The 25,850-nt window shown below is 48.1% G+C and carries 22 protein-coding genes and 1 pseudogene; 7 read left to right on the forward strand and 16 right to left on the reverse strand.

The genetic code is table 11. From position 1 onward, the window contains the following. Positions 1-511: 511 nt before the first annotated feature. Positions 512-1,039 (forward strand): hypothetical protein, encoded by a 528-nt coding sequence (locus EVJ32_RS12575; protein WP_131458642.1) that lies wholly within the window; start codon positions 512-514, stop codon positions 1,037-1,039. A 105-nt stretch (positions 1,040-1,144) separates the two neighbouring features. Further along, entirely contained in the window at positions 1,145-1,768 is a 624-nt protein-coding gene (locus tag EVJ32_RS12580; protein ID WP_161568803.1) for a helix-turn-helix domain-containing protein, read from the forward strand. A 336-nt stretch (positions 1,769-2,104) separates the two neighbouring features. Here the strand turns inward: EVJ32_RS12580 and EVJ32_RS12585 are convergent, their stop codons facing one another. Next, positions 2,105-2,326 carry a hypothetical protein gene (locus EVJ32_RS12585; protein WP_131458644.1) on the reverse strand — a complete coding sequence of 74 codons (222 nt, stop codon included), beginning with the start codon at positions 2,324-2,326 and terminating at the stop codon, positions 2,105-2,107. Between the two features lie 232 nt (positions 2,327-2,558). Then, positions 2,559-2,894, reverse strand: coding sequence for a hypothetical protein (locus EVJ32_RS12590; protein ID WP_131458645.1), 336 nt, complete (start codon positions 2,892-2,894; stop codon positions 2,559-2,561). A 1,280-nt stretch (positions 2,895-4,174) separates the two neighbouring features. On the opposite strand from EVJ32_RS12590, the gene EVJ32_RS12595 reads away from it, so the two are divergent. The 5 genes and pseudogenes from EVJ32_RS12595 to EVJ32_RS12615 all read left to right on the forward strand — a co-directional run bounded on the left by EVJ32_RS12595 (position 4,175) and on the right by EVJ32_RS12615 (position 13,660). Further along, entirely contained in the window at positions 4,175-10,906 is a 6,732-nt protein-coding gene (locus EVJ32_RS12595; RefSeq protein WP_161568804.1) for a DNRLRE domain-containing protein, read from the forward strand. Continuing rightward, positions 10,903-11,262 (forward strand): transposase, encoded by a 360-nt coding sequence (locus EVJ32_RS12600; RefSeq protein ID WP_131458647.1) that lies wholly within the window; start codon positions 10,903-10,905, stop codon positions 11,260-11,262. Before EVJ32_RS12595 ends, EVJ32_RS12600 begins: the two co-directional genes overlap by 4 nt. Before the next feature lie 152 nt (positions 11,263-11,414). Further along, positions 11,415-11,707 (forward strand): annotated as a pseudogene (locus EVJ32_RS16415) (transposase); the annotation flags it as partial. Positions 11,708-11,846: 139 nt separating this feature from the next. Further along, entirely contained in the window at positions 11,847-13,271 is a 1,425-nt protein-coding gene (locus EVJ32_RS12610; RefSeq protein ID WP_131458649.1) for an RHS repeat domain-containing protein, read from the forward strand. Beyond that, positions 13,268-13,660 (forward strand): hypothetical protein, encoded by a 393-nt coding sequence (locus EVJ32_RS12615; RefSeq protein ID WP_071398599.1) that lies wholly within the window; start codon positions 13,268-13,270, stop codon positions 13,658-13,660. Before EVJ32_RS12610 ends, EVJ32_RS12615 begins: the two co-directional genes overlap by 4 nt. Positions 13,661-13,960: 300 nt before the next feature. Here EVJ32_RS12615 and EVJ32_RS12620 read toward each other — a convergent pair whose 3' ends face one another. The 14 genes from EVJ32_RS12620 to EVJ32_RS12685 form a co-directional block, all read right to left on the reverse strand. Further along, positions 13,961-15,397: an ImmA/IrrE family metallo-endopeptidase gene (locus tag EVJ32_RS12620; RefSeq protein ID WP_131458650.1), complete on the reverse strand. Its 1,437-nt coding sequence runs from the start codon at positions 15,395-15,397 to the stop codon at positions 13,961-13,963. A 4-nt stretch (positions 15,398-15,401) separates the two neighbouring features. Continuing rightward, complete coding sequence (locus EVJ32_RS12625; protein WP_131458651.1) at positions 15,402-15,689, reverse strand: hypothetical protein; 288 nt, start codon at positions 15,687-15,689, stop codon at positions 15,402-15,404. A 5-nt stretch (positions 15,690-15,694) separates the two neighbouring features. Next, on the reverse strand, positions 15,695-16,144 hold the full coding sequence (locus EVJ32_RS12630; RefSeq protein WP_131458652.1) for a hypothetical protein: 450 nt from the start codon (positions 16,142-16,144) through the stop codon (positions 15,695-15,697). 9 nt (positions 16,145-16,153) lie between these two features. Then, on the reverse strand, positions 16,154-17,308 hold the full coding sequence (gene mobP2, locus EVJ32_RS12635) for a MobP2 family relaxase (protein ID WP_131458653.1): 1,155 nt from the start codon (positions 17,306-17,308) through the stop codon (positions 16,154-16,156). Then, positions 17,301-17,552 carry a hypothetical protein gene (locus tag EVJ32_RS12640; protein WP_029596487.1) on the reverse strand — a complete coding sequence of 84 codons (252 nt, stop codon included), beginning with the start codon at positions 17,550-17,552 and terminating at the stop codon, positions 17,301-17,303. The genes mobP2 and EVJ32_RS12640 overlap by 8 nt, the downstream gene beginning before the upstream one ends. Positions 17,553-17,744: 192 nt before the next feature. Then, positions 17,745-18,584 (reverse strand): hypothetical protein, encoded by an 840-nt coding sequence (locus EVJ32_RS12645; protein ID WP_131458654.1) that lies wholly within the window; start codon positions 18,582-18,584, stop codon positions 17,745-17,747. Then, positions 18,585-19,163, reverse strand: a complete 579-nt coding sequence (locus EVJ32_RS12650; RefSeq protein ID WP_131458655.1) for a hypothetical protein — start codon at positions 19,161-19,163, stop codon at positions 18,585-18,587. Between the two features lie 30 nt (positions 19,164-19,193). Then, positions 19,194-20,300, reverse strand: coding sequence for a lysozyme family protein (locus tag EVJ32_RS12655; RefSeq protein ID WP_131458656.1), 1,107 nt, complete (start codon positions 20,298-20,300; stop codon positions 19,194-19,196). Further along, positions 20,300-22,252: a VirB4 family type IV secretion system protein gene (locus EVJ32_RS12660; RefSeq protein ID WP_201739083.1), complete on the reverse strand. Its 1,953-nt coding sequence runs from the start codon at positions 22,250-22,252 to the stop codon at positions 20,300-20,302. Before EVJ32_RS12660 ends, EVJ32_RS12655 begins: the two co-directional genes overlap by 1 nt. Before the next feature lie 17 nt (positions 22,253-22,269). After that, positions 22,270-22,890 (reverse strand): hypothetical protein, encoded by a 621-nt coding sequence (locus tag EVJ32_RS12665; protein WP_131458657.1) that lies wholly within the window; start codon positions 22,888-22,890, stop codon positions 22,270-22,272. Position 22,891: 1 nt separating this feature from the next. Continuing rightward, positions 22,892-23,191, reverse strand: a complete 300-nt coding sequence (locus EVJ32_RS12670; protein WP_029336108.1) for a DUF5592 family protein — start codon at positions 23,189-23,191, stop codon at positions 22,892-22,894. 6 nt (positions 23,192-23,197) lie between these two features. Beyond that, a complete protein-coding gene (locus EVJ32_RS12675) occupies positions 23,198-25,159 on the reverse strand; it encodes a pLS20_p028 family conjugation system transmembrane protein (RefSeq protein WP_370251059.1) in 1,962 nt (653 codons plus the stop codon). Positions 25,160-25,174: 15 nt separating this feature from the next. Then, on the reverse strand, positions 25,175-25,591 hold the full coding sequence (locus EVJ32_RS12680) for a hypothetical protein (protein WP_131458659.1): 417 nt from the start codon (positions 25,589-25,591) through the stop codon (positions 25,175-25,177). Positions 25,592-25,607: 16 nt separating this feature from the next. After that, positions 25,608-25,850, reverse strand: a complete 243-nt coding sequence (locus EVJ32_RS12685; protein WP_024127790.1) for a hypothetical protein — start codon at positions 25,848-25,850, stop codon at positions 25,608-25,610.

The following is a 25,850-nucleotide window of genomic DNA, read 5'->3' on the forward strand; positions in this document are numbered from 1 at the left end:
AATCATAAAAAATCCCTCACTTCGGATCATGTCTCACACTCCATTTTCAGGTTGTCAGAATCATTATCCGTTAATTTGAGGGATTTTTAATACGTTGATATAAGGGATTTTAACAGCGTTGATTACAGTTAAAGCACGATTGAATGTAGAATACCGTTTTTCTAATTCGATCGGCCTTGAACTCTATTGTTTATAAAATTAGTAGTGGGGGTCTTTATATGCCGGAAGCAGGAAATTCATATGTTCTTACATTGAAGCAAGCGTATTTAGAATGGGGTACGCACAGGCATACGAGTACTAGGGGAAATGTTTATGGAGAAGGATATCTTCATATTCCTTCCCACATCGCAAGAGAATACAATATCTTTAACAGTAATCAGGAAGGAGCGAATATTTTATACAATTGCAATTCTGTTTCCTAATGTCTTCATTTCTGTAGGTTATGAACAAGGACTGAACTGTCTTTAGACGGGGAACAGGTTTATATAAAAATCGGAAAGGATGAGACGTGATGGACGACATGCGATTGGATGACTATGCGTTTAAAGGGTTGGATCCGTTCGTCCGGACGGTGTTTTCGGAACTGATGGAACATCCGGAGTGGATGCGTGTCGTCGACAAGGAACATTACGTCGAGAAGGTCGTCCGTTTCGACGAGGGGCGAAACTCGCCTTACTTCCGGGTGCTCATCTATTTGGACGGGGCAGAGCGTCCGCGCAAGAAGGTGTATCTGTACGGGACATGGGTGGTGGCGGACGGTGCCGTCAGTTTCGTCGTCTCGGAGCTGTCGAGAGGTGTGTTCGAGTATGAAGTGATGCATGTGCATTGGCTCATCAAGTACCGATTCGAGGATTGGGGCGTGTCCGAGGACGGCCCGATAACAAGAGCTGCTGGCTTAGCCGCATCTCTATGTTCCTGGTCCTTTCTGACGGGAGGCACGGAGCGTAAGAGCAACGTCAAGACCAAGAGCGTGGGCGCGTCTAACGCCACGCAAGGAACACCATTCGGCCGAATGGTGTTTTTGTTTAGAATCCATTAAATGATTTCTAATGAATTTGAAATTGCTTAAGGAATCTCATCGATTTAATACAATGGTTATGGTATTATTTAATGAAATCATCATTATGTTAAAAGGAGGTCCATCATGTATACGATTGACGAGGCCTTTGAGATTCTATCGAAGAACAAGCTCACAAGCCATAAGGAGACCGTCCGGAACTGGGTACGGAAAGGCGTGATCCAGGCGGAACCGCTCGAGTCGCGTAAAAAAGGATATCGGATCAGTGAGGAGGCGCTCGAACAGTTCATCAAAGAACGGATGCCTGACGGGTGGGAACTGTATCCGGAGTCGGTGACAGGGGATGCTCGGGAGATCGTCAAGAATGAAGAAGAGGCCCCGTATCACGTCGAAATCGATGTAAAAGCAATCAAAGAGCAGGGGCGCATTGAAATGTGGCATCAAGTGGCCGGACGTTGGCTATGGGAAGGTCATCTTGATATAACCCGAACGATGGTACGACATGCGATTGAGCATAGGGGCTATACAAAAGAGTTCGAGCAGTTCGTCTGGGAACGATGTCTGAAGGACAGCGCTCCGCGTAAAAAACCACGAGTCCTTTACTTGATTGATGCATTTCTATTCGAAGGAGAGCGAGTGCCGTTCGATCAGGATTTTGGCATTAAAGAAGAACAAATCATGCAGGCGTTGATTGAACATGTAAGGTTTAAAAAGAGGTCAGGAATGTACAAAAATGAATTTAAAATTTAGAGGAATCTAACGAAAAGGCGTATTCTCTGTGTTATTGAGAATACGCCTTTTGCAATCGTTATTGTATTAAATTGATGTAAACTATTTCCTGCCCATCACATTTTCATTTTTGAATGTGCGAAGCTTGTATGGATAGAACTATTCCTCAATCATAGTCAGCGATATAAACATAGAATTGATTGAATGTTGAACGAGTAACTTATTTTTACTTTGAGCTTACAACTTTTTATTTTTCTTTGGTTTCTTTACTAATTTGACAATCATAAAAATTACGAATGAAATGAATAGCAGTAAAAATATTGCAAAATCAAGAACGTTCATGTCCATACCTCCAGTTTATCTTAAAATAGAATTTTTAGTAATTGTCCCTTTTGCGTTACACTCTACATTCACACGTAAATATCGTTCTTGTAACTTGAGACCGTGTCCTTTAAAAGTGATGCCAATAATAGCTGTTCCTTCTTGATAAGCGATTCTTCTCGAGCTACTTGGCTTTTGAACCTCACTTTTTTTATCGACTATGTCGACAAGAATACCTCCCCCATTTTCAGTCTTCATGTAGTTTCCTGTTCTTCTCGCAGTGACTGTAGTTCCATTATAAGTGAACTCTGCACCAATATATGCTGTGACAACTTTCCAACTAGTGGCCCTTGCATCGTAAATACTTCGAGTACTAGAAGCATTCTTAATTTTACTTGTTCCTGCTGCTTGGACCGGATGGAAGAAAATATTTTGAACGAACGAGAGGAGATTAGATTCAACGTCCTCTTGAGATTCAATTTCATCTGATTCATTCCATATGGTTTGTGACTCGTTCAGTCATTCTCATTTTTTCGGTCTGAGAAAAATTGAAGACACCTTCCAATAGTTCCAACTCGACCTCGAGCGTGACTTTGACTTTCTTTTTCTGTTTGTTGAATCGCTGAAGTAGGTAATGCTCAAGTTCGTCGATGACATCCGCGTCATCGATACCATCAGAGGATTTCAAAGCGATATTCAACCAAGGATTGAGTCGATCAATGTACTCTTCGAGTTCTTGTGGTAGCGCATTTAAGTATTTCCAAAGGTGATCAAAGCGTAGTGTCTCCGTCTTATGAAAAAGTCTAATCCACTCTTGAAGATTCATGAGATAACTCCTTTTTGATTTAAGTGTATCCCGTGTTACGGATGGCAAACAGTGACGAGTTTATGTACAAATCGAATGCGGTGCTTTAAAATTTTAGGAGGTGTCGCACATGAAACTTCGTCGACCAGACATGTTAAAAACGTTCTTTTTTCTGAATTTTCATTTCATCTGATTTTTTCTTTTTTAGATCAGGGTTAGTGGTGAATTGATAGCTGCGTCCCGCATATATAAACGTCTCATCAAAAATTATCCCGTTCATGATAATGCGATATGGCATGGAGGAGCCCGACGTATGTGTTTCTAGATGGTGTGTTGCCTCTTTGATAGACCGAATCCCCCTATCCTTATAGATCGAACTAGTTTATGCATCTTGTTTTTTTTGAACTCATTCTATCAAATGAAAAAATCAATGCGCATCGCTTTTCTTAAAAAGGACTCTCTTTTCATCGTTTCTACTAGATGTGAGCCCCGAGTTATTGTTTAAAGTACTCAATACCATGTTGAGTACTTTTTTTTTATGGTTTTAAAATTTCTTAAGCGTAGCAAATGGTTTCTCTATTTCATAAATAAATACGATTATATTGAAACAATAATACAAAAATATTTCAAGATTACATTTTCATTATATTTTCATCGTCGAATATGTAATTTTCTATTCCCTCTTTTTCTAATTTTGTGTAAGATTCATGATGTCATGTTGCCTTGTTCATAACATTTAATGAAAAATATGGAGGTTATGTATGTATAAGTTAAGTCATAAAATGTTGTCATGGTTCTTAGTCGTGACACTTGTATTATCTTCTTTCCCAATGGGAGAAGGAGTAAAGGCTGAAGAAAATGAAAGAAAAGCGTCTACTTCATCGACTAATGAGGAACAGAATGCTGAACTGGTTGCACCTGATTCCGAGCCGGATTACCTGCCTGTAGAAGACATTACAGGAGATCATGTGGTCGTGACGGAAGGGAATGAGCCTGATACATATGAGCTCAACGCCTATGATGACACGGTGAAAATTAAAAATGCCGATGGGGAAATCGTACCTGTGGATGCAACGTTGGAATCGACTCAGGGAGGTTTTTCACCGAAGTCTACAAATCTCCCGGTAAGTTTTGACCGAGCATTACGGTCGGAAACACCATTTTTAGAAGTTGGGGAAGACGCTACAAGTATTGCTTTCACGTTAAAAGGACTTCAGTACGAGGAAGGTCTAGTAGCGCCCAAGGAGACTCAGACCCTCGTCCGTGAAAATCAGGTTTGGCATCGAAATGTGTTTCCGAATGTGGACTTGCGTCACATCGCATTGAACGATGAAGTGAAGGAAGACTTGATCTTTAATCAGTCTGCTCAATTACCGAAAGAAATCATTTATGAATTCAATACATCATTGAAACCTGTACTAAAGGATAACCAGATTCTTTTTTACGAAGAGGAGGCCCTTGTCATCACGATGCCTGTCCCTGAAATGCAGGACAGTGCAATCGATGAGAAATCAGGACTTCCCGCTCGCTCTTTTGATATCGCATATGAACTCACGGAAGTGAATGGCACTTCATATGAACTTAAAATCGTACCTGACCAAGAGTGGTTGAACGATCCAGCGCGAGTCTATCCGATTTACGTCGATCCGACACTAGCTCGTGACGCGACCCTCGATACGTTTGTATCAAGCAAGAACCCGACCACGAACATGAACAAGTTTTGGAGCTCGTCTCGTGGCGAGTACGTGTTATGGGTTGGCTATTATGACACTACTACGGGTACAAACTATGGACTCATTAAATTCCCTGCCCTTACGGATTTAAGAGGTGCCACTGTTAGTTCGGCAGAAGTGAATTCATATGTCACATGGAGTTATTATGGAACACAACAAAATGGATTGTGGCTCGATCGCGTTAATGCGAACTGGTCTGAGACAGGCGTCACCTGGAACACACGCCCCTCATCGACGAATCTTGGTTCAACGAATGTCGCACGCAATCAATGGGCGAACTTTGATGTGACATCTTTCGTTTCTCAGGTGGCTGCTGGAAGCCGAACAGATTATGGGTTCAAGTTCCATACGAACGGTAACGGGACGACACATTGGAAACAAATTACAGCCTCTGAAACTGGGACAAACCGTACTCGATTGAACGTCACGTACAGTTATCCGAAGATGGCCTCGATCTCCACAGAAGGCTTCTTGACGACCCCGACTTCATCTACTGGTCATGTCAATGTATCGTGGCCAGCGATGGCTGGGGCGACAGGATACCGCCTACAGATGTTTGATGGGAAAGGTTGGCAGACAGTTTACAACGGGACAGCCCGATCTTATACAACAAAAGATAAAGGGATGTTCCCAAAGACTACTCAGTACGGAACGAAAGAATCATCAACTGGTGGGATCAAGTTCCGCAACGGCGACGGACAGGAACTTCCAGTCGATCCATCTACCTTCTTTAATAGTAGTAGCGGAACGACAACGAACACGTTATCATACCAATTCCGTGTCATCGCAGACTATAAGTTGGGTAGTGGCTCAGCTTCATCGACGGCTAAACGTTCGTTGCAAGAACTGATTCCAGACGTGCCGACGAATCTAGCAGTTACTGCCGGGGATACGACAGCTGACGATCGTGGACAATTTGCATTGAGCTGGGATGAGTCAGAGCATGCGACAAGCTATGATGTCTACGTGTTTAACGGTTTCGCCTACGAGTTGATTGATAATGTCACCACAACGAGCTGGAGCCCGAACGGAAAACGTCTCTTCCCTACGACGGCGCAAATCAATGCCATGCCAGTCAATACACGGACAGCATTCCGCAAAGGTGATGGACAAGATTTCCCTGGCGACCCTCGCCCGTTGTATCGAAAGAACAACCCGGACCGAACAACCTATCATAATATCCTCCACTATTACTTCCGCGTCTACGCGAAATCGTCGAAAGGCCAGAGTGCCGGATCTGACGTCCGTACGTTCAACGTACCGGCAACCCGGGTGACGACGGAAGGCGTCGGCTATTCGGATAACCGGAAGACCAACACCGGTTTCTTGTTCACTAGCTGGCAACCCGTTCCTGGTGCTGCAGGATATAACGTGTATTTGTATAACGGAAAAGAGTATGACTTGGTCGAGACCGTCCCGAGTGACGTGACCACGTGGCATTCTCGAAACAAGAAATTATGGCCACTTGCCGGTCAGTCTTACAAATTGAACAATAACGGAGTTGTCGGGCAAGGAGGAGAACTCCCTGTCGATCCAAGCTCGAACTATGTCTTGTCAGGCGGGAAGTATGGGAAGCATACCAACTATTGGATCCGTGTGACCGCTCATCGTCGCGCGGTCCAGCCAGCTGTATTATTGGCATCGAACTTTGTCGCCGAAGGGAACTTGAATCGGAGCCTCCCGACGACACCACGTATCTTAAAGGTAGATGAGCCGGATCTTGGTACAGAAGAGTTTTATCCAATGCTTGATACCTCGATTGGCTCGTTCAACGTCATGAAAGAAAATCAGTTCTTGGAAGAGACGGATGAAGTGCTTCCGGGACGAGGGCCGGCTGTTGAAGCGAGTCGCTACTTTAACTCGAAGTCGATCCGATTCGGCATGTTCGGGCTTGGATGGAGCAGCGGGTTGGAACGACGACTCGAGATTCCGACAGAAGACAAACCGAAAGTCATTCGCTATATCGATGCTGACGGCAGCGGTCACTTGTTCCTCCGTACGTTTGTTCAAGAGAATGGAAAGACGGTCGAGAAACTTCTGCCGCCGACCGGAATCGATTATGAGTTCAGCATTGAGAACAACGGTTCACAATATGTCATTCAAACGAGTGATGGTCATCGTGAAATCTACAATCAAACTGGCCAACTAGTCGGGATGGAATATGACGCGAAAGAGAACGGGAAAAAGAATAACGTCCGTTTCGACTATTCAGATGTCCAAGGTGTTAAACGTTTAACAACCATCTATGCGGCGAGTGACACGGGCACGACCTCACCGAACCGCCTTACCTTTACCTATAATGACAAAGGCTGGGTCGAGGCGATGACAGCGACCGCGTCTTCGGATGAGAAAGTTGACTCGCGCACGTATCGATACACATACGATGCTTGGGATCGTTTGACATCTGTTGATAGCTTTAGAGGGTCAACCCCGATTGAGACATACGGTTACGCCTATACGGAGAGTGTCAACACGATTGAAGAGACGGGCGAGGTCGCGGAGCGTCCAGATTTCCCATCTTCAATCAATCGCTTGATTTTGCCGGGCCATACCTCAGCCGAACCAAATGAAATTGTCGGTGAATTCGATAATGCGATCCCATCGATTGTCCAAGAGGTAGATGGTACACGCAATGCCTATGAGAAGACGTCGGGTGATTCAAAAGAGCGCATGGTCTACAAAGTTGCGACCGTCGATTCAAAAGATGATCAAGTCATGACACCGATTGTCTACACATTTAATGATGTGGGCCATTTGATTGAAGAGGCAGAAGGCGATGAGAAAACAATTTATGAGTGGAAAGACCATCGAATCATAAGCGTTAAAAATCCGGACGGTTCTGTCGAATCGACCACGTACGATGATCGGGATACGGCTGACGTCGACAAGACGACGGAGTTAGACGGAAATGTACTCGTAGAGAAAGATGCCACGTCGATCACGACCTATGAATACGCTGAGAATGGGGACGACCTCCTCCGAATCGAAGATGAGTTCGGTTTGGCCGAAGAAGTGGCCTTGAACGAGGATCGTGAAGAAATCGTCGATCATGAGGAACCAGAGGAACGAATTGGGTTCACAGAGTATGACAATCGCGGAAACGTCACGCGAACAGGTGTGGGATTAACGCCAGGCGTCAATCTGTATCCAAACGGTGGCTTTGAAGTAACGGAGACGGTGACTCCAGGAGTGCTTGTGGATGGCGGTCGAAATGGTAAAGCGCTTCAGTTGAACAACGCGACGTTCACAAGAGAAGTCAACATTAAAACTGGTCACCCGTATAACTTGGGTATCGATATGAAGACATCAGGCACGTCGAAAGGAAGTGTCACGCTCACGCTCTTGAATAGCTCGAATGTCGTAACTGAAACTTATACGATTCGTCCAATGGGCAATTTAGGGGAATGGACAAGACGATTCGTCGAGTTCACAGCAAAAAATGGGGCCGTCAAAGCTCGAATCAACATTATCTCTGAGAATGGTTCGACCTTGTTTGACGAGGTGCAACTCGACACTGCGAAACAAGGGCATGCCGTCTCGGCCTCGGCGTTCAACCATGTCGAACAGGGCGGATTCGATGGCCTCAACAAATGGCAGTTGGTGAAGGCTACAGCAAGCTCGACAGGTTATATGAGTGAGAGTGGCTTGTACCTTCAACCTGATGGAACGGCGAAACAAACCATTTTTGTTAACCAATCGATAGCAAAACCGTTCTATGTGAGTGCCTTGGCACAAAAGGCTTCGAAAACAGATTCACTGAACGTGGTGGCGACATATGAGGACGGAACGACGGTACAGAAGACAGCCGCATTCCATGCCTTAGACTATACTGGAAAAGACAACGACGCGACATGGCAACGTCAAACCATCCAATTGACCTCAGATGAGAACAAGAAGCTCGTGAAAATCGAACTCACTATTAAGAATAACTCGACTAGCACCATTCTTATCGATGCGGTCAGAGCGTCAATCGGACGAGTCGTGTCTGACTCGACATATGACAAGCAAGGAAACCACGTCTTAAAAGACGCCGGGCTGACGAAACTTCCAGTGACCAATACGGTCGACGCGTTCGGGAATGTCTTAACCGTCGGTCAAGGGAATCGCACACGGACGAACACCTATGATCTATTAGGGCGTTTGAAGACGACAACCGCAGAGAACGGGACTGTCATTTCCTATGATTACAATAAAAAAGGTGAGGTCACACAAAAGGTATTTGATGGAACACTCACTAAATATGGATATTTGAAAGGTCGTATCACTTCGGTCATTCGTCCAGGGGGGCAGAAGTATGCGTATGAATATGCGCCTCACACTGGTAACTTAATAAAAACGCTTCTCCCTTCAGGGAACAGCCTATCTAAAATTTACGACGACGAAGGGAATATCATTGAACTGCAAGAGACAACAAAGGTAGAGAGTACTGATCCGACAAGTGAGACGGGAACGGAAGAAAGTATTAAAACGACGAGCCGATTCAAGTATGCATATGATTCATCTTCTGGTGACATCCTCTCGGTTCAAATGGGAAATGATAGCTCGAAACAGAAGAAGTACGAATATGACCCAGGTGACGAAGAAAATGACGAAATTGGTAAAGGACGTCTGTTGAACCTGACGGATTACCATGGAGTGCTCCAGACATGGGATTACGAAGATGTGAATGGTGTCGGGACAGAGCTTCCACTCTCAATGACGTTAGCGGGAACGAAGCGTGACTTCACCTATGACATCGCCAAACGGAACCATGGGGTAACGGTCGATAGTCAACATTGGGCTTTCCGCCATAATGAGGATGGTAAGACGACGCAGATTACCATGCCAGGACAAGCCGGTGAGTCGCTCGTCGAGTTCGATGAGACTGGTGCCGTATCAGCATGGTCCGCCTCTGCTGGTGACAAACAGATTGCATTTGAGCGTTATAGTTACGATCAATATGGAAACCTGTCAGGTTTAAAGAAAGATGGACAAACTGCGAGTTATTCCTATGACGCGATGGATCAATTGGTCGAAGAGAAGACACTTGACGGACAGACGATCAATTACACATATGACAAACGAGGAAATCGCACACATATCAACAACCAAGTTGTAGCTGAGTTCGATAACTCAAACCGGATGACTAAGTTCAAGGGGCAAGCCATTACGTATGATGCAGACGGGAACCGGATCAATGACGGACGTCTGAAATATTTATGGGACGGTCTAGGAAAACTGACTGCGATTGAAGAAGTCAACGGGACAAAGAAATGGCAATTTGTTTATGACGAACAAGGGCGCCGTATCCAGAAGACGGAGCCGAGCGGTACGATTCGCTTCCATTACGACGGAGATTCGAACCGACTGATGGCCGAAACAGATACGGCCGGCAAACCAATCCGAGAGTACGTCTATAATGCGGACCATATCCTTGTCGGACTAAAGACAAGTGGAACATGGTACAATTATCAACGGAACTACCGTGGCGATATTGTAGCGATCACGGATATGGATGGGAAAGTTGCTGCCGCATACACTTATGACACATGGGGCAAACCGCTCACGAGTAACATCATCGATCCAAAGCTCACTGGTCAACCAATCCGATATGCGTCGTACTACTACGATGAAGATTTAGCGCTTTACTATTTAATGGCCCGTTACTACCATCCAGAACAGGCCGTCTTCTTATCCATCGATCCAGAACTTGATGCCGATGAGACCGTCTCGATGGCGAATGGCTACTCGTATGCGGACAATAATCCGGTTCTGAAAGTCGATCCAGACGGAACATGGGCTTGGATTGCGGTTAAGGCTGGCTATGGGGCTTATACCGGTTATCAAACAGCTAAGTCTCGCGGATATACAGGCTGGAAAAAATGGGGTTATACTGCTTATAGTGCGGCGAGTGGTGCTGTTGGATTTGGAACGGTGTATAGATACGGGAGAAAATTAGCTGCTACAGCTAAAAAAACAAAAAAGTATAAATATCAAGTCGGCTCCTATGGTTCAATAAGAGGTGGGAAAGGATTAGACGCTCACCATGTTGGTCAAAAAGCTGTTATGAAAAAATTTGTTGCAAGCTATAATCCAAGAACTGGACCTTCTATAAATGTCCCGCGAGTAGGTCACACGAGAAAACATCCAACTCATGGTATAGTATCTAGAAATACTCGAGGAATAAATAATCCAAGAGATTTACTAGCAAGAGATATACGGGAATTGAGAAGAGTTTATAAAAATATCCCGAACTCGACACTCAGAAAACTTATTAAGATGAACAAAGATATGTATCCAGAAATGAGGAGAAAAAGATGACAAAATTTAATGAAGAATTTGTGAAAGCATTGTACAGTACTGTAGTCAAAGAAGGTCTTGAAGAATCAAAAGAAATGTATGAAACAACAGAAATTACACCTGATATGAGTGACTTTTGGAGAAAGGCTTTAAGCTTATACCAAACATCAGATCTTGAAGGGAAAGAAACCTTGATGCAAATCATGGAACAAACTATGATTGATACAATTTCTCTTGTGTTAGGTGTAATTGATGGTAGTTCTACTCTCGATGGAACTGAAATTGAATCTAAATTATTTCTTGACTCTCATGACACGGAAAATGAATTACAAGATGAATTTCTAATGTTTATGGAAGAAAACGACCTATACCCTTGATTAGTGAATAAAATAAAAATGTAATTTTTTCTTGGTTCTATTTGAACTAAGTTAATATCATGAAAGAGGCACCCATTTAAGCTTCTATGCTCCTCGATAGGTATACAGATGAAATTACAAATCTGTTTATCTGATTGGGGAGTGTTTTTTTTATGACGAGAAGTCGGTATTCGATTGAACAAAAACTGAGTACACTACGTTTGGTGGAAGCAGAAAAATATACCGGGAAGGAAATCGAGGAGGCTCATCAGGTCTCTGAGAATACTCTCCGGGTGTGGAAAGCCAAGTTCGATATGGTGAGATCGACGCCTTAGAGGAATCGAAGACCTGGAACCTTTACATCAAGGAACAGAACATTTCGGCAGTCCGTGACAATCTAGACGGAGTCACCAAGATAGAAGTTCTCTCCAACAATCAAATCAGTGATGAGTCAGTTCTTCGAAAATAGATTGAGAAGTATACTAGTCATAGCGAGTTAACCGATTCAAGAAAAGAATGGTGTTGGGACCGAACTCCCACTCTCAATAACGTTAGCGGGAACGAAGCGTGACTTCATCAATGACGTCGCTAAACGAAACCATGGGGTGACTGTTGATGAACAGAAGTGGTCTTTCCGCCATAATGAGGATGGTAAGACGACGCAGATTACCATGCCAGGACAAGCCGGTGAGTCGCTCGTCGAGTTCGATGAGACTGGTGCCGTATCAGCATGGTCCGCCTCTGCTGGTGACAAACAGATTGCATTTGAGCGTTATAGTTACGATCAATATGGAAACCTGTCAGGTTTAAAGAAAGATGGACAAACTGCGAGTTATTCCTATGACGCGATGGATCAATTGGTCGAAGAGAAGACACTTGACGGACAGACGATCAATTACACATATGACAAACGAGGAAATCGCACACATATCAACAACCAAGTTGTAGCTGAGTTCGATAACTCAAACCGGATGACTAAGTTCAAGGGGCAAGCCATTACGTATGATGCAGACGGGAACCGGATCAATGACGGACGTCTGAAATATTTATGGGACGGTCTAGGAAAACTGACTGCGATTGAAGAAGTCAACGGGACAAAGAAATGGCAATTTGTTTATGACGAACAAGGGCGCCGTATCCAGAAGACGGGGCCGAGCGGTACGATTCGCTTCCATTACGACGGAGATTCGAACCGACTGATGGCCGAAACAGATACGGCTGGCAAAGCAATCCGGGAGTACGTCTATAATGCGGACCATATCCTCGTCGGGCTAAAAACAAATGGGACATGGTACAATTATCAACGGAACTATCGTGGAGATATTGTTGCAATCACGGATACTTTAGGTAATGTTGCTGCCAAATACACCTATGACACATGGGGTAAACCGCTCACGTCGAACATCACTGATTCGAAACTGACAGGTCAACCAATTCGTTATGCGTCATACTATTATGACGAAGACTTGGCGCTCTACTATTTGATGGCTCGTTATTACAACTCAGAACAAGCTGTGTTTCTTTCAATTGATCCTTTATTAGATAGTAACGAATCAATCGAAATGGCAAATGGATACAGTTATGTTATGAACAATCCGTTGACAAGGATTGATCCAGATGGACTTATGTGGCGTCCTGATGGATATGGATATGGATACTATTCTTATGGTAGTGGGATCAGGTATTACACTAGTGTTAGAAAGATTACTGTACCCGCGAAAAAATCAGTCCCTCTTTCAAATTTACAATATTTGATTCGTAGTAAATCACTAGGTAGAGGATCTACAGGTCGCCAAGTCCCAAGAACTTACAAAGAAGAAGTTGCAATGAGAAACGTTCTCTATAATCCTAATTCAGGTCGAATATTAAATATGACAAAAGGAATGACTGACCCAAGATGGAGACAACAAGACGGGTGGAGGAAAATGGCTAAAAATGTAGATGGAGTGGAGATACATTATCTTAAGAATATAAAAACCGGAAAGTTTGATGACTTTAAATTTGATGATAAAAGAGGGAAGAAAAAATGAAAGTTAAATGTAAAGAGGTGACCGGCGTAAATCTTTTACCCAATACAATAAAACTAGGATACTCTATTGAGGCTGATTTTGAGTTGAAAATTAATGATACTTATATAGTTTATGGTATGAGTCTTTGGGGTGGTTCTTTACAATACTTAATTCAAGTAAATGATTATAACCCTTCATGGTTTCCAGCTGAGTTATTTACTGTAGAAAAACACAAAATTCCAGAAAATTGGAGTTTTGATTTCCCATTAATCAATAATGTTAACGCAATTTGGGGTTATAAAGAATTAGTGGACGGCTCGAATCATTATGATGATTTACTTGAGAGAGAAGGTGAAGCGCTCCGCATTTTTGAAAAGAGAAAAAAAGAACAATTAAAATTCTTGGAATGATTGTGTGAAAAAATATTTGAAATTAAAGGGTAACCTCTGATTTAGAGTTTATTTTTCGAACCTGATAATATAGTTTTTACTTTACCAAATAAATATAAACACTTTGAGATAGACTCAACTTGACTTCAGAAAGGTTGAGTCTTTTTATTATTCTTAGGGCGAACCTTAGTAATGCAAATCTCAGTAAGAAATAAAGATGATTAAAAAAATTGAATCTTACAAGTATGCTCCCAAAAAAGTAGGCAGACAAAGTAAAAATCTGCTTTCTTATTAGGGAGTGTTTTTTAATACGACGGTTTGTTAAACTAAGCGTTCAATATTCAAAAAAGCGGTTCGTGAAAAGGGTTCCTTTTCATCAGCAAGCAACACATCATGCCAATTATCTTCAAGATTTTTGAGGGTTGGTTTTTCAACCTTATTGTTCTTTTCTAAATCGTGTAATGGATGAACTGTTTTTTCGGGATCAAAGTGACCGCTAATCAATGGCTGATCTGGTAATGCAATCGTGTAAACGACAAGCGCGTCGTCATTGAAGTCGTGATTGTTTGCGACACCGAATGACTGGAACCCGAAACCTTTATCGTGAATATACATGAGCGGCCCATCGACGCGATCCATCTTCAGGTTCGTCTCGAGGGTCGCTTTTGCGTTCAGATAGGGCTCCACCTCCTCGGGAGACACACTTTGTACGGCATGCACCCGTTCATAAAGACTGAGGTCAGCGTCTTTCCATCCCATACGCCGCTCCAGCTGTTCAAGGTAATCAAGAGGGCTCTGTTCTTTCTCCTGTTGTAAGGCGTGTACTTTTTCTAAGTGTGACTCGATATGGTCGAGGAAGCCTGCGGACGTCTGATGGACCTCCTGCAACAGCTGTTCCTTGTCGAGGAGTTCCTTGTCTTTCGTCCAACCGGCCAAGTAAGAGAGCGAGAAATCGTCCGTCGGGAACCCGAGCTGATGTGAGACGACATAGGCGACCATCTCGGCTTGGAACTCCTTCTCAGGTGCCGTGAGCGGTTGGTCTCGTTCAAAATTCCGTTCCTGATTGTGTAGCTCCGTGTGAGCGAGCTCATGGATCAAGACTGTGATGTCCTCGATCGATGTGTTCCGCGGGTTCAAGGCGATTGCATGCAACTCCGGATAGTAACAACCCTTCGCCGTCCCGATCTCGTCGAGCGGTTCCTCTAATAGGGTCACATTCCGGGCATCCGCGAGTGTCGTCAAGGCGTCGCGGATGTCTTGTTCGTTCTCGAGACCGCCGTCCCGGTGATACCGTTTGAAGATGTCCGAGACCTCGATTCCTTTTTCGCGCGCGTCGGTCTGTGTGTACTCGAACACGTGACCGATCTTGAAGTACATCATTTTGCGTGATGGGATTCTTCCTTGTTTCACACCATCCTTGACCGGCTTAGGTGCCTTGCTGAGCGGCACCCATTCGTCTTTGTGTAAGGCATAAGTCACTGGATTTGGGACGAATACCTTGATGCCACGCTCACCTTTCTGGACCTGTGCGCCCTGCTTCTCCCAGAACGGATAAGAGCCGACCGCGACCGCGCCGGGGAACTGGGACTCAATCAAGACCGCGTTCCGCATCGAGTATTGATGGAACTTGCCGAGGAACTGTAGATGTTCCCGGATTTTCTCTGGACTCTCGAAGTAGCTGTCGATCTGTTGTCCCATCTGTTCGGTCAAGGCCTCGAGCTCGGCTTTCCGTTCTTCGTTCGTCTTCATCTTGGCCATCGTTTCAGACTCCTTCCTTCAACAAGTCGGTGACAGATTCATCACTATCCGCAAATTCATTCAGTTCACGTTCGAGTTGTGGCGACGATTCCGAAATGTCGAGTAACAGTTGTGTCCGCTCGAAATTGACGGGAAGTAAGACAATCTCGTCTTGCGCGATGGCGGTCAAAAGTTGATGCTCGGAAACGGATATCGGGATGTCGTACCGTTTTCCATAGATGAGGACCGTGACGGTGTTCGGTTGAATTGTCAACAGTTGTCCCATCGTAAAGAGACGATCAAGTGGTCGCATAGAATTCATCCTCTCTCAAAAGTTAGTGTGTCCTTCTTCTGTTTTCGATACTCGATGCGTTCCTGGACGACACGTTCCGCCGTCGTGAGGAACGTCGGCTTGAACTGATCTGTCGTCATGATGTCCTCGATACCCTCGGTCTGCATAAGCGCCTGCAGGAGCTCTGTCAGGATCTGTCCGTGGCGGTCGGAGCGGTTCGCGGCGAGCCGGATCCGCTCAAGTTCTGTCGATATCTGCCCGTTGATCAACTCCTCGATATGACGGGAGACCTGTGTGCTGATCGAGCGGGTGAGGAATTGCATGTCCCACTTCTCGTCGGCCATTTGTTTATGCTCGTCTGCGATGTGGTCGATGACCTGGCCGAGGTGGCCGAAGCGCTTGTCGTCGGCGAACTCTTCCAAATACGCGACCGTCTCCGGCTTCAACCGAAGACGGATCTGTCTCAACTCTTCCATCGTCCTCCCTCACTTTCCATATTCGATGTCCCGTTCCAGTTGTTCGAAAGCACGTTGATTCTTCAAATGTTCTAACTCGTCGTTCATGTGCCGCTCGATCCGGCAGAGTGATTCATTGAATATTTTTTGTTGGTTGAATGCACGTCGGACCGGATGGTTGCGAGCTTCATTTTTATCGAATGTCGCCTGTTCTTTTGACAAGTTTCGCATCTCGGAGAGGATGGCATTCCCCATCCGGGTGTAGAGGTCCTGCCGCTTCGTCGTCCGGTACCGCTCGGCCTTCTCCGTGTCGCCGTAGCTGCGACGATGGAACGACACCTCCTGCTCGAGCCGCTCGTTGAAGGCTTGGAGCTCTGATTTGAAGTGAATGTCGATATATCGGTCGGTCAGACGATCGAGCGATTCATGGAGTGGCTGCATCCCGTTCATGTTGTAGCGCCACTGTCGTTTGTCTTCCGGCAACCGTTCATAGATGTCTTTGAATTGGCGGACGAGTTCGGGATGCAGGACACGATTCGGGAGCGTTGGAATCTTCCGGTTCCGTTTGTGGGCGACCAATTCGTCGCGGATGAAAGCGTTCAGTTTCTCCTGTTCTTTCGTCCGGTCGGCGAGAGAGTGGATGACCTTCGACTTCATCAGCTCGATCGATTTCGGTTTTCGTTTGCCGCGTTCGCGCATGTGGCTCGTCTCGACGATGGCGACATGGACGTGGATGTTGTCGGTGTTGTAGTGCACGGCGCCGGTCCAATAGGCATGGACCATTCTTTCTTTTTGGAACATCGCCTCGACCGCGTTCCGCGTCGCCTGGATCAACCGCTTCTCGTCGACGAGGTCGTCGTGGAGCACACCGGTCTCTCGTAGCCAGGCGTTGTCGAACGAGATGACGTCCTGCCAAAGGATGCTCCCGTTCTCTTGCGCGTGCTTGAAGATATCGCGGACGGCGCGACGCTTTTGGTCGTTCAACCGGTCGTCCTCACGTGTGAACAGACCGCTCGATTTCATCTCGTCTTCCATATAATCATGGTACGTCTCGAACTGTTCTCGGCTGTCTTTCGCGTCGGGACGATTGATGTAGTCGAGGTACGTCGTGTACCGACGCGACTTCTTTTTTGTGCCCGGTACCTTGAACTTTGACTTGATGACGACACCCGGGGTCTCACGCATCTTGCATCACCTCGTTCAACAACCGGGTCACTTCGGCGAGCTCGTCCGCGCTTCGTTTCAGGTGGAGCGTGTTCGCCTCGAGCTGTCGTTCGAGCCGCTCGACCTGCGTCGATTGGATGCCGTTCGCGCACCAGGAGGCGAGCAGTTCTTTCAAATATTGCTGTCGGGAGCGGTTATGTTCTTTTGCCCATTCATCGATCTGCTTCACGATGACGGGGTCGATGTCGCGGAGTAACAGATCCATTTACCTGACCACCTTTCTAGAGGCTACATGTTGCCAACGTTCGAAAAGTTCGTTCAAAGAGCATAAGGGGAAACTGCTATCACTTTCCGTGATAGCCCAGGCAGAGCCTGGGGTTTCCGTGATATCACCAAAAGTCCGAAAATGGCACGAAATGTGCCAGTAAAACCAGCGATTTGGCACGAAATGTGCCACTTAAATCGACAGTTCCCGGAGCCGGACGCGCAACTTGTCGTGTTTTTCTTCGAGCGCTTCGACCGATTGTTCGAGCTTCTCGAGTTCCAGGTTGAGCTCGTCGCGCTTCCGGCCCAGGTCGAAGATTTCATTCTCCTGTTCGACCTGTTCGTCGAGCGAGAGGTAGGGGAGTTCGCCTTCGAGCTCTTCTTTGTCACTATCGAGTCGCTTGATTTGTTGCTGTTGCACCTCGACCGATTGACGAGCATCCTCCAGTTGCTGCTCGGTCTTTGCGAGCTCATCTTCGACGAACAATCTCGTGAAATACGTCTCGTCTGATGAATCGTGACTCGCCTGGTCGATGGTCCGACGGTCGGCATAGAGTGACGTGAGGAGACGGCTCTCTTGTTCCTCGGGTGTAAGTTTAACGAGTGATTGCGACTCATCCAATCCGTAGATCCGGACGGCCAGCTGGTCAAAATCGTTCGGCACGTCCTCCAGTTCGAGCACATATTGGTCGTTCCGTTCATAGAGTAAGGAGACCTCATTTTCGGCATCAGGACGTGCCTTGTAGACGGAACGAAAGACATGATCGTTCGTATTACCTGGTGCCTCATCGAGTGAGAGCCGGATACGCATCGTCCGTTTATCCATGTCATAACTCCAGGCATGGAGCGTCACGACCTCGCCATTCGAGAGTCGGATTGCCTCGTTGACCGGCGTCTCATTGACCGGCGATTCTTCGGCAAAGAAGAACGACGAGGTGCCGAAAAAGAGGAAGCCGATGACAAAGAACATGCCGAGTACGAGGTAGAACCGGGAGACGTTCTGTGTGAGACGTCGTCGCGATTGTCGTCGCATCTAAATCCCTCCTTCCGGTGTCAGGTCTTCCATCGCGGCGACGACCAGACGTCCGTCGACGGACTCGAACGTCAAGGCCAACAGTTCTTGCGTCGTCTCTTCATAACCCGTCTCGGTGATCAGCAGGTCCTGTTCGAACCGGACGAGACACTCTTCTCCGGAGACAGAAGGAAACACCTCGATGTCGCGGACGGTCGTCTCGAACGTGCCGACGTCGCTCCCATCCGCGGCGAAGAGCGTGGCCGCGAGTTCTTCCGACATGACATCTTTCGCCTGTCGTTTCTGGGTCGTGTAACTGTCCTTCGTGACGGTGAAGGCGTACTCGACGAAGCGCGTCGATTGTGTCGTCAGCTCCTCCATTCGTTCCGTCTCCGGCGAAGCGACGACGTGTTCAGTGTCAGACGACACACCTTCGGAGGTTACCGATTCATAGGGAGTGACGCTCTTGTTTTGTGTCTCACTCGTGTTCGAGGTGTTTGCCGCTGGTGCCGCACGTTGATAAAAAAAGATGTTCGCCGCGAGTGAAATAAGAAGCAGCACCCCGAACAGATACGCGAGGTGACGTGCGGTGAAGTTCATCCTTCCTCCTCCTTTCCATACATACATGACTCAAAAACCGAAGACCGGGGCGGGGTCGATATGACCGGACCATTCGCTCGTCTTGATCTCGAAATGCAGATGGTTCCCGCTCGATCGTCCGGTCGTGCCACAGTACCCGAGCGCCTGTTCGGCCTCGATTTTTTGCCCGGTCTGAACGCCGAGACGACTCAGGTGCGCGTACGCCGTGATGTAGTTGTCGTGCCGGACTTGGACGAGATTGCCGTACGGTCCGCGGTTCCCGCTATAGATGACGGTGCCACTCTTGACTGCATGGATTGTGTCAGACGGGGTGCAACTGAAGTCGATTCCGGTGTGGTTGTCCCGTTGTCCGAAGACGACGCGCCAGCCGAAACGCGATGTCACGTTGAGCGGAATGGCAAGTGGGGAACGTAACCCCGACAACAGCTCTTTCGTGATGACCCCGTCGGCGACGGCGACAGGCGCGAGATATTTCAACACCGCGTCGACATACTCGATGTCGCCGTAACAGGCGCCGTGCTGGACCGCAATCGGACGATGACAGCGATAGATGCCGGTGTGTTTCACGCGCTGATACATCATCTGGGAGAACGAGATGGCGAGTTCTTTCGAATAGCGTCCGCCGTTCTCCTGGACATAATCGATAAAGCCGCCGCCGAAGTTGTAGCTCTGTAACGTGAGCTGCACGTCCCGGTTCGCCCGCTCGAAGACGGAGGCGAAATGCTCGACGCCGTAGACGATGCTCTCCTCAGGGGAGGTGATGCAACCGATCCGCCCACACTTCGACTCGCTCGCCTGCATCGGATCGTTCCCGCGTCCGCCACTCTCCTGCATCATGAGCGCGAGCACGAGATTCGTCTGTTCGACCAGTCCGTGCTTCGTCAATTCCGATTCGACGAGACCACGATATTGGAGTACCTGGTCACTCACCTGAAGACCGCCGGCCGTGTCGAACGTGACGTCGGTCGGTTGTTCATTCTGGACACCCGTGAGCGTGTCGAGGATTCCGATGATAAGGATGACCAAGAACAACACGAGTGCCGCGATGCCGAGCAGGATGAGTCGCCACTTGAACGTCGCGAGCTGCCATTTCGCCATGACGGCGAAGCGGGCTGTCCGTTTCGCGGCCGCCCACATCAGGCACCTCCACCGAACAGAGCGAGTTCTTCTGGCGCGACATCGACGTCAAAGATGAGGTTCTGCACGCCGGAGATGCTGAGGACGACTCGACCCGTCTCGAGCGAGGGGATGATGCGCATCTCGGAGTTCGAGAGCTGGCCATCAAACACCGTCTGGATGATCGGGATGCTCTCCGCGTCTTGTTCGCCGATGATCTTGTATTGCGTGAGCTGGAAGAGCGACTTGACGTTCTCCGCGTTCTCAGACTTCGATCCGGCCGGCACGAAGTCGGTGATCAGGTGCGACACGAAGAAGATACCGCCGAAATACTTGCGTGCCTCACGCATGCAGCGTTGCAGATACAGGATGGCCGGCTGGGCGATATCGCGTGTGTTGATCAAGTGGTGCGCCTCGTCGATGACGATGAGATACTTGCACGCCTCCTCGGTCCGGAGCACGCCTTGGTTATAGGCCTTCAGTTGACTCGAGCCGTTGGCGATCATCCCGTCCCACAGCATGTTCATCAAGGAGAACACCTGCGCCTGGAACACCTCGTCGCGCAGGCTCGTCAGGTTTCGGAGCGGGAACGAGACGATGAGCTCCTCGTCGAACCGGTCGATCGAGGAGTGTCCGTCGAAGATGTTGCCGTAGTTATGGACGAGGTTCGTGACGGCGAGCTCGATATTCTCGAGTCGTCGGACCCGGTTCGGACTGATTGCGTCCTTGATCGAGGTGCGTGTGTCGTCCGTATAGAGCTCGCGACGTACGAGATGCAAGAAGTCGGAGAACGTCGGGTACCGGTTCGCCGGGTGCGTCGTGATCGGCAGTTCGCCCTGTTCATCCCAGAGCCCGTGCCGGACGTACAAATCCCGAAGCAGGATCTCGAACTCGTTCGTCTCTTCCTGTGTCGCCGCCGGATTGATGTAGTGATAGAACACGGCCATCTTCGACAAATGCTGCATGAACGAGAGTGCCTCGTTGGCGCTCCCGTCATTGTTCGTCACCGTCTTATAGACATGGAGCGGGTTGATGAGACCGGCCGACCCGTCGAGCGCGATCTCTTTCCCGCCGAGCTGACGCACGAGGTCCGAGAACTCGCCCGTGACGTCGAGAATCCGGATCTTGTTGCCCTTGATCGCCTGGTCGAGCACCGTCTTCTTGAGGAGTGTCGACTTACCGGACCCCATCTTGCCGATCATGAGCGCGTTATAGAACTTGCGCTGTTTGTCCTTGTGGAACAGGTCGAAGATGACGCTGCCGTTCGTGTCGGTCGTCCCGTAATACGTGCCGGTCGCGTCCTGGAGCGACGTGAAATGGAACGGATAGCCGCCGGCAATGGAGAGGGACGGGATCTCTTTCCCGCGGCGCCGGTTCGGGAGTTTTTGTTGCTGATCATAGCTCGTGAACAGGCTCTGCCACTCCCATTCCTGTTCGTTCAGGAAAATCGTCGAACGGAAATTCCGGGCCTCGAGCTCCTCCATCACTTCCTGCACTTTCACCTCAAGCGCGTCGAGCGTTTTTGCCTTCACATAGAGGCGCAGGTGCAGATATTTCATCGTCTCGCCCTGGGTGATCTGTTCGTAGAGCTCGTTCAGCTCCTTATACGTCTCCCGGGCGTCGATACGGTCGATGTTGTCCTTCGCGTTCTCGAAGCGCGTGTTCTGTTCGGCCATCGACTTGTTGATGGTCTGGATGATCTCACGCTTGTCGGCCGTCCCGATGTCGAGCGTCGTCAAAACGCCCGGCATGTTCAGGATGGGTTCGAGCCAGTAGTCATAGACGAGCGACTGATATTTATAGACATGGAGACAGGACAGGTAACCGTCACCGAGCCGGACGAAGTTGGCCTCAAACCGAATGCCGCCCTGCGGTTGGATCTTGGCGATGACGTCGGGATTGTAGCCTTTCTCGATCTTGACGGTCTCCGGGTCCTGTTGTTTGGATAACTTGTCACGCAGGCGCTGCCACATATGCGTCACTCCTTTCTTCAGGCGTCGAGTTGCGGTTTCGTGTTCGGGTTGTTCAATTGATAGAGCACATGCACCTTCTGATCGAGCGTCAGCTCGTGCATCGGGTTCGAACGGCGAAGCAGTTTAGAGAGATGCGTCTTTCGTTCGCGTAACGTCCGCTCGTCATCGGCATAAAAAAAGAGGAGATAATCGCGATTGGTGCGATGCTCCTCGAGGTATTCGAGCTCCTGCTTCTTTTTGAGTAAGAAGGGCAGGTAGGCCGGTGTCTGATTTTGTCGAATCTGTCGTTCGATGCTGATCTTCTGCCGTTCGAGACTGAGCGGTGTGTTCAGTGGCACGATCTTGAGCGGGTGCGTGTACGCCTGCAGGAGATAGGCGAGCGAGAACACGTCATGGTCTTTTTCCTCCTCGTTCAAGGAGTAGATGTCCTTCGAAGTGAGCTGGACCATGTCGAGATAGGTCCCGTCTCGCATCTCGAACGCCTCAGTCCCGGTGATGTCGACGACCGGCATCAGTTCGGCGACCGTCGGTTTGACGACGACCTTGTCTTTGACCTTCCGTTTCTCGACCACGTCCTGTTCGTCGAGCCAGGTGCCTGTGCGTCTGGGTTCTTGTAGCGACTCCTCGATAAAAGCCATCTCAATCACGTCCTTTCGTGTGCGCGTCGAGTGCGAGATAGGTGTCTTTCCGTTTGATGAGCGCGTAGTAGAGGGCGTGGACCATCCGTTTCTGTGGGTTCGTCGCTGGTCGCAGTACCATGAACAGGCCGAAGACGACGAGAAATACCGTGAACGGGATGTGCAGCACCGACGGGATGAATGGGAGCGTCACGAGCCGGAGCACGATGAGCCCGACGAGGAACAGAAAGTCGTGCAGATAGAGCATCTTGTTGATCTTCAGTTCGGTCGTGACCTCGTTCGGGATCCGGTATTTGCGCATGGGTCATCACTCCTTCTTCTTAGTGTTATCAGGTCGCGGTGGCGAGGTCGGATAGATCCGTCGCGTTTCTTCATGATGCTGGCTATGACGGTGCGTCTGGTTCTCGCGCACCTGTTCGATGACCTCGTTCTCGACGTCGAGCACGGTGTCCTGATGGATGGTCCGTCGGGCGCGTCCTTGATTTTTCTCTGTTGCCGAATCACTCGAATCCGTCGCAGATGACGAAGACGGGGATGAGCCGCTTGAATGTGGCGCCTCATGAGGTTTCGGTGACGTCGCGTCGTTTCTGGCTATCGATTCATCGTGACGATTGTCTGATCCGGATGTGGTATCGATGGATCCAGTGACCGGTTCGAGAGTCGATGAAGCAGGGCTTGAAGAAGGACCAGAGCTTGAATGATCGTGAAGTGATTCCGGTCTTTGCCTCTCCGGTGACGTTGTTTGATGATCGGGTCTACTTTCTGTATTCGATTCAGGATTCGTCGCATGAATCGATTCGGGAGATGTGCGGCCCGATGCTTCGTTCACGTGTGGAGAACCTTGCGCCTCCAACTCGGATTCTTGACCGTTGTTTGGTTGCGCAACGTCCTTTTGATTTGTCGATTTTTCTTGGTCAGGTTGAGTGTGACTTGCGGTTTGATTCGTCTGAGCAACACCATCTGGATCGGTTTGGCTCTCGGCATCCGCTCTCTGTGAAGCTTGGCCCGCTGCACTAAGCGGTGAACCGTTATGCGTCATGGCATTTAGGTCCATCCGAGCCGTCGCGGCCTCATGGAGCGATGGCATCTTCGGTGCGCCTTGTGTGGCACGCGCGACCTTCGAGACCGCGTGGGCACCGGCCGAGGTCACGCCTTTCCCGGCGGCATAGGCGCCGAGCGCGACACCCCAGCCCCGCTTGAGTCCGGCATCGATCCCGAACAGTCGCTCGACCATGTTCGGCCCGTCGATCAAAGCGACCGAGAAGGCGATGAGGGCGATCAGATAGGCGAACCCGTCCAACGTCTCCGCGAGATAGGCGGTCCCGATCGTGTACAACTTGATGGAGACAAAGATCAGGATGATCACGAGGAACGTGTTCAAAATGCTTTGGATGACCTTCTTCGTTTTTTGACCACTGTGAAGGTCGGCCGGTGCGACGAGGATTGCCAAGACATAGTTGAAGGCGAGCTCGAACGAGAGACGCGCCAGTTTGTAGGCGATCGAGAACAGCGTGAAGCCCATGATCCCGAGCGTGACGAAGATGGTCAACCAGTTCGGCTGATAGCGGTAGTAATACTGGTTGTTCCACTCGACGCCACCTTGGTCGAGTTTACCGAGACTTGTCTCTTTTCCGTTCCATAGAATATAGGACTCGGCCAATTTGTTTCCGGTTGCCGATAAGTCATAGTTGTTCTTGTCGAAAATCTCATTGATTCGGATATTATCAATCAACTCAGTTGGAATGGCATTTAATGATTCGCCTGTAGCAGCATCAAAATTTTTCGAATCGTGCTCAATCAAATCATGTACATTCCGCTTTAAGATACTCTCAGATAATGATGCTTCTCCGTCGTAAAGCGAATCTGCTCCGATTTCTGCGATTGCTTCATCAGAGAACTCCTGAATTCGGCTCATAGTTGGTGAAAGTAAACCTAAGATCAATAGTGTGATGAACAGGTTGATCAAAAAACTCTCACGTTCAAATTTCTTTTGGAAAATCAACAAGTACCCAGTGAACAAGAAGCTTCCTGCTAAAAGAACATACAAAAAAGGTTGAATCGTAAGAACGAATTCAACCACTTGGTCATTATTGAAGAATGTATTGGTTAATAGGATTTGATCCGTGATTGATTCAAGGCCGTCAATCAAGACTGATAGTCCTCTGACAAGAATCCATCCCATTGAGCGTAGTGCGTCATTTACCATACTACTTATTTGGAGTACGTCTTCGTATTCCTGTAATTTGGTGATTAAATCGGAATCAGCCATTGAAAGACCCCCAATCTACTGAGTCCTAGCAAAGAAGTCCGCTAACTGTTGTTCGTAATTGTCCGCTGTTAACATTCCAACATTGATTTCATCTGTGACGTTTCCATCTTGAATGGAGTATAGAACGGCACCTTTTAGTTCGTCAGTGTATTCAAAGTTACCACGATCGACTAGTGTCTCGCTATCTGGCTGAAACGTATTATAGAGCGCGACTTGTTGGCTCTCTTCGTTCGCTACCTCTTTTACGAATTCAACGAACTCTTCGAATTCACCATCTTCTTCTTTTACAATCAGCAAATAATCATCCTTTTCGGCTGTCATGACCTTCTCAACGTGTTCAATATCACGTTGAACCAAAGACTCATTGGAATTTGAGCAAGCTCCAAGTAAAAACAAGCTGATTCCTAAAGTACCCGCAAGTAGTTTCCTCATAACGTTTACCCCTCCGTCAGACGATTTTCCCCTTTAGTAGATCCGCGATTTTCAGGTTGACGCGGAAGTCGAACTTATCTATTAGTGTAACAGTTTTTGGGGTGTCTGAGGTGTCGTCCTGATAGACGGTCAGAAAGCCGTCAGTCGTCTGAATGTTGAGAACATCGCCCCGTTCGAGGCGGACGCGTTGCGTCTCGATGATCCTCGCGACGACACGCAGTTCGTTCTGGATTCGCTTCTCTCTCGCACTCTCGGCCAT

This window comes from Exiguobacterium sp. SH5S4 (genome assembly GCF_004337045.1).
Classification (GTDB): Bacteria; Bacillota; Bacilli; order Exiguobacteriales; family Exiguobacteriaceae; genus Exiguobacterium; species Exiguobacterium aurantiacum_A.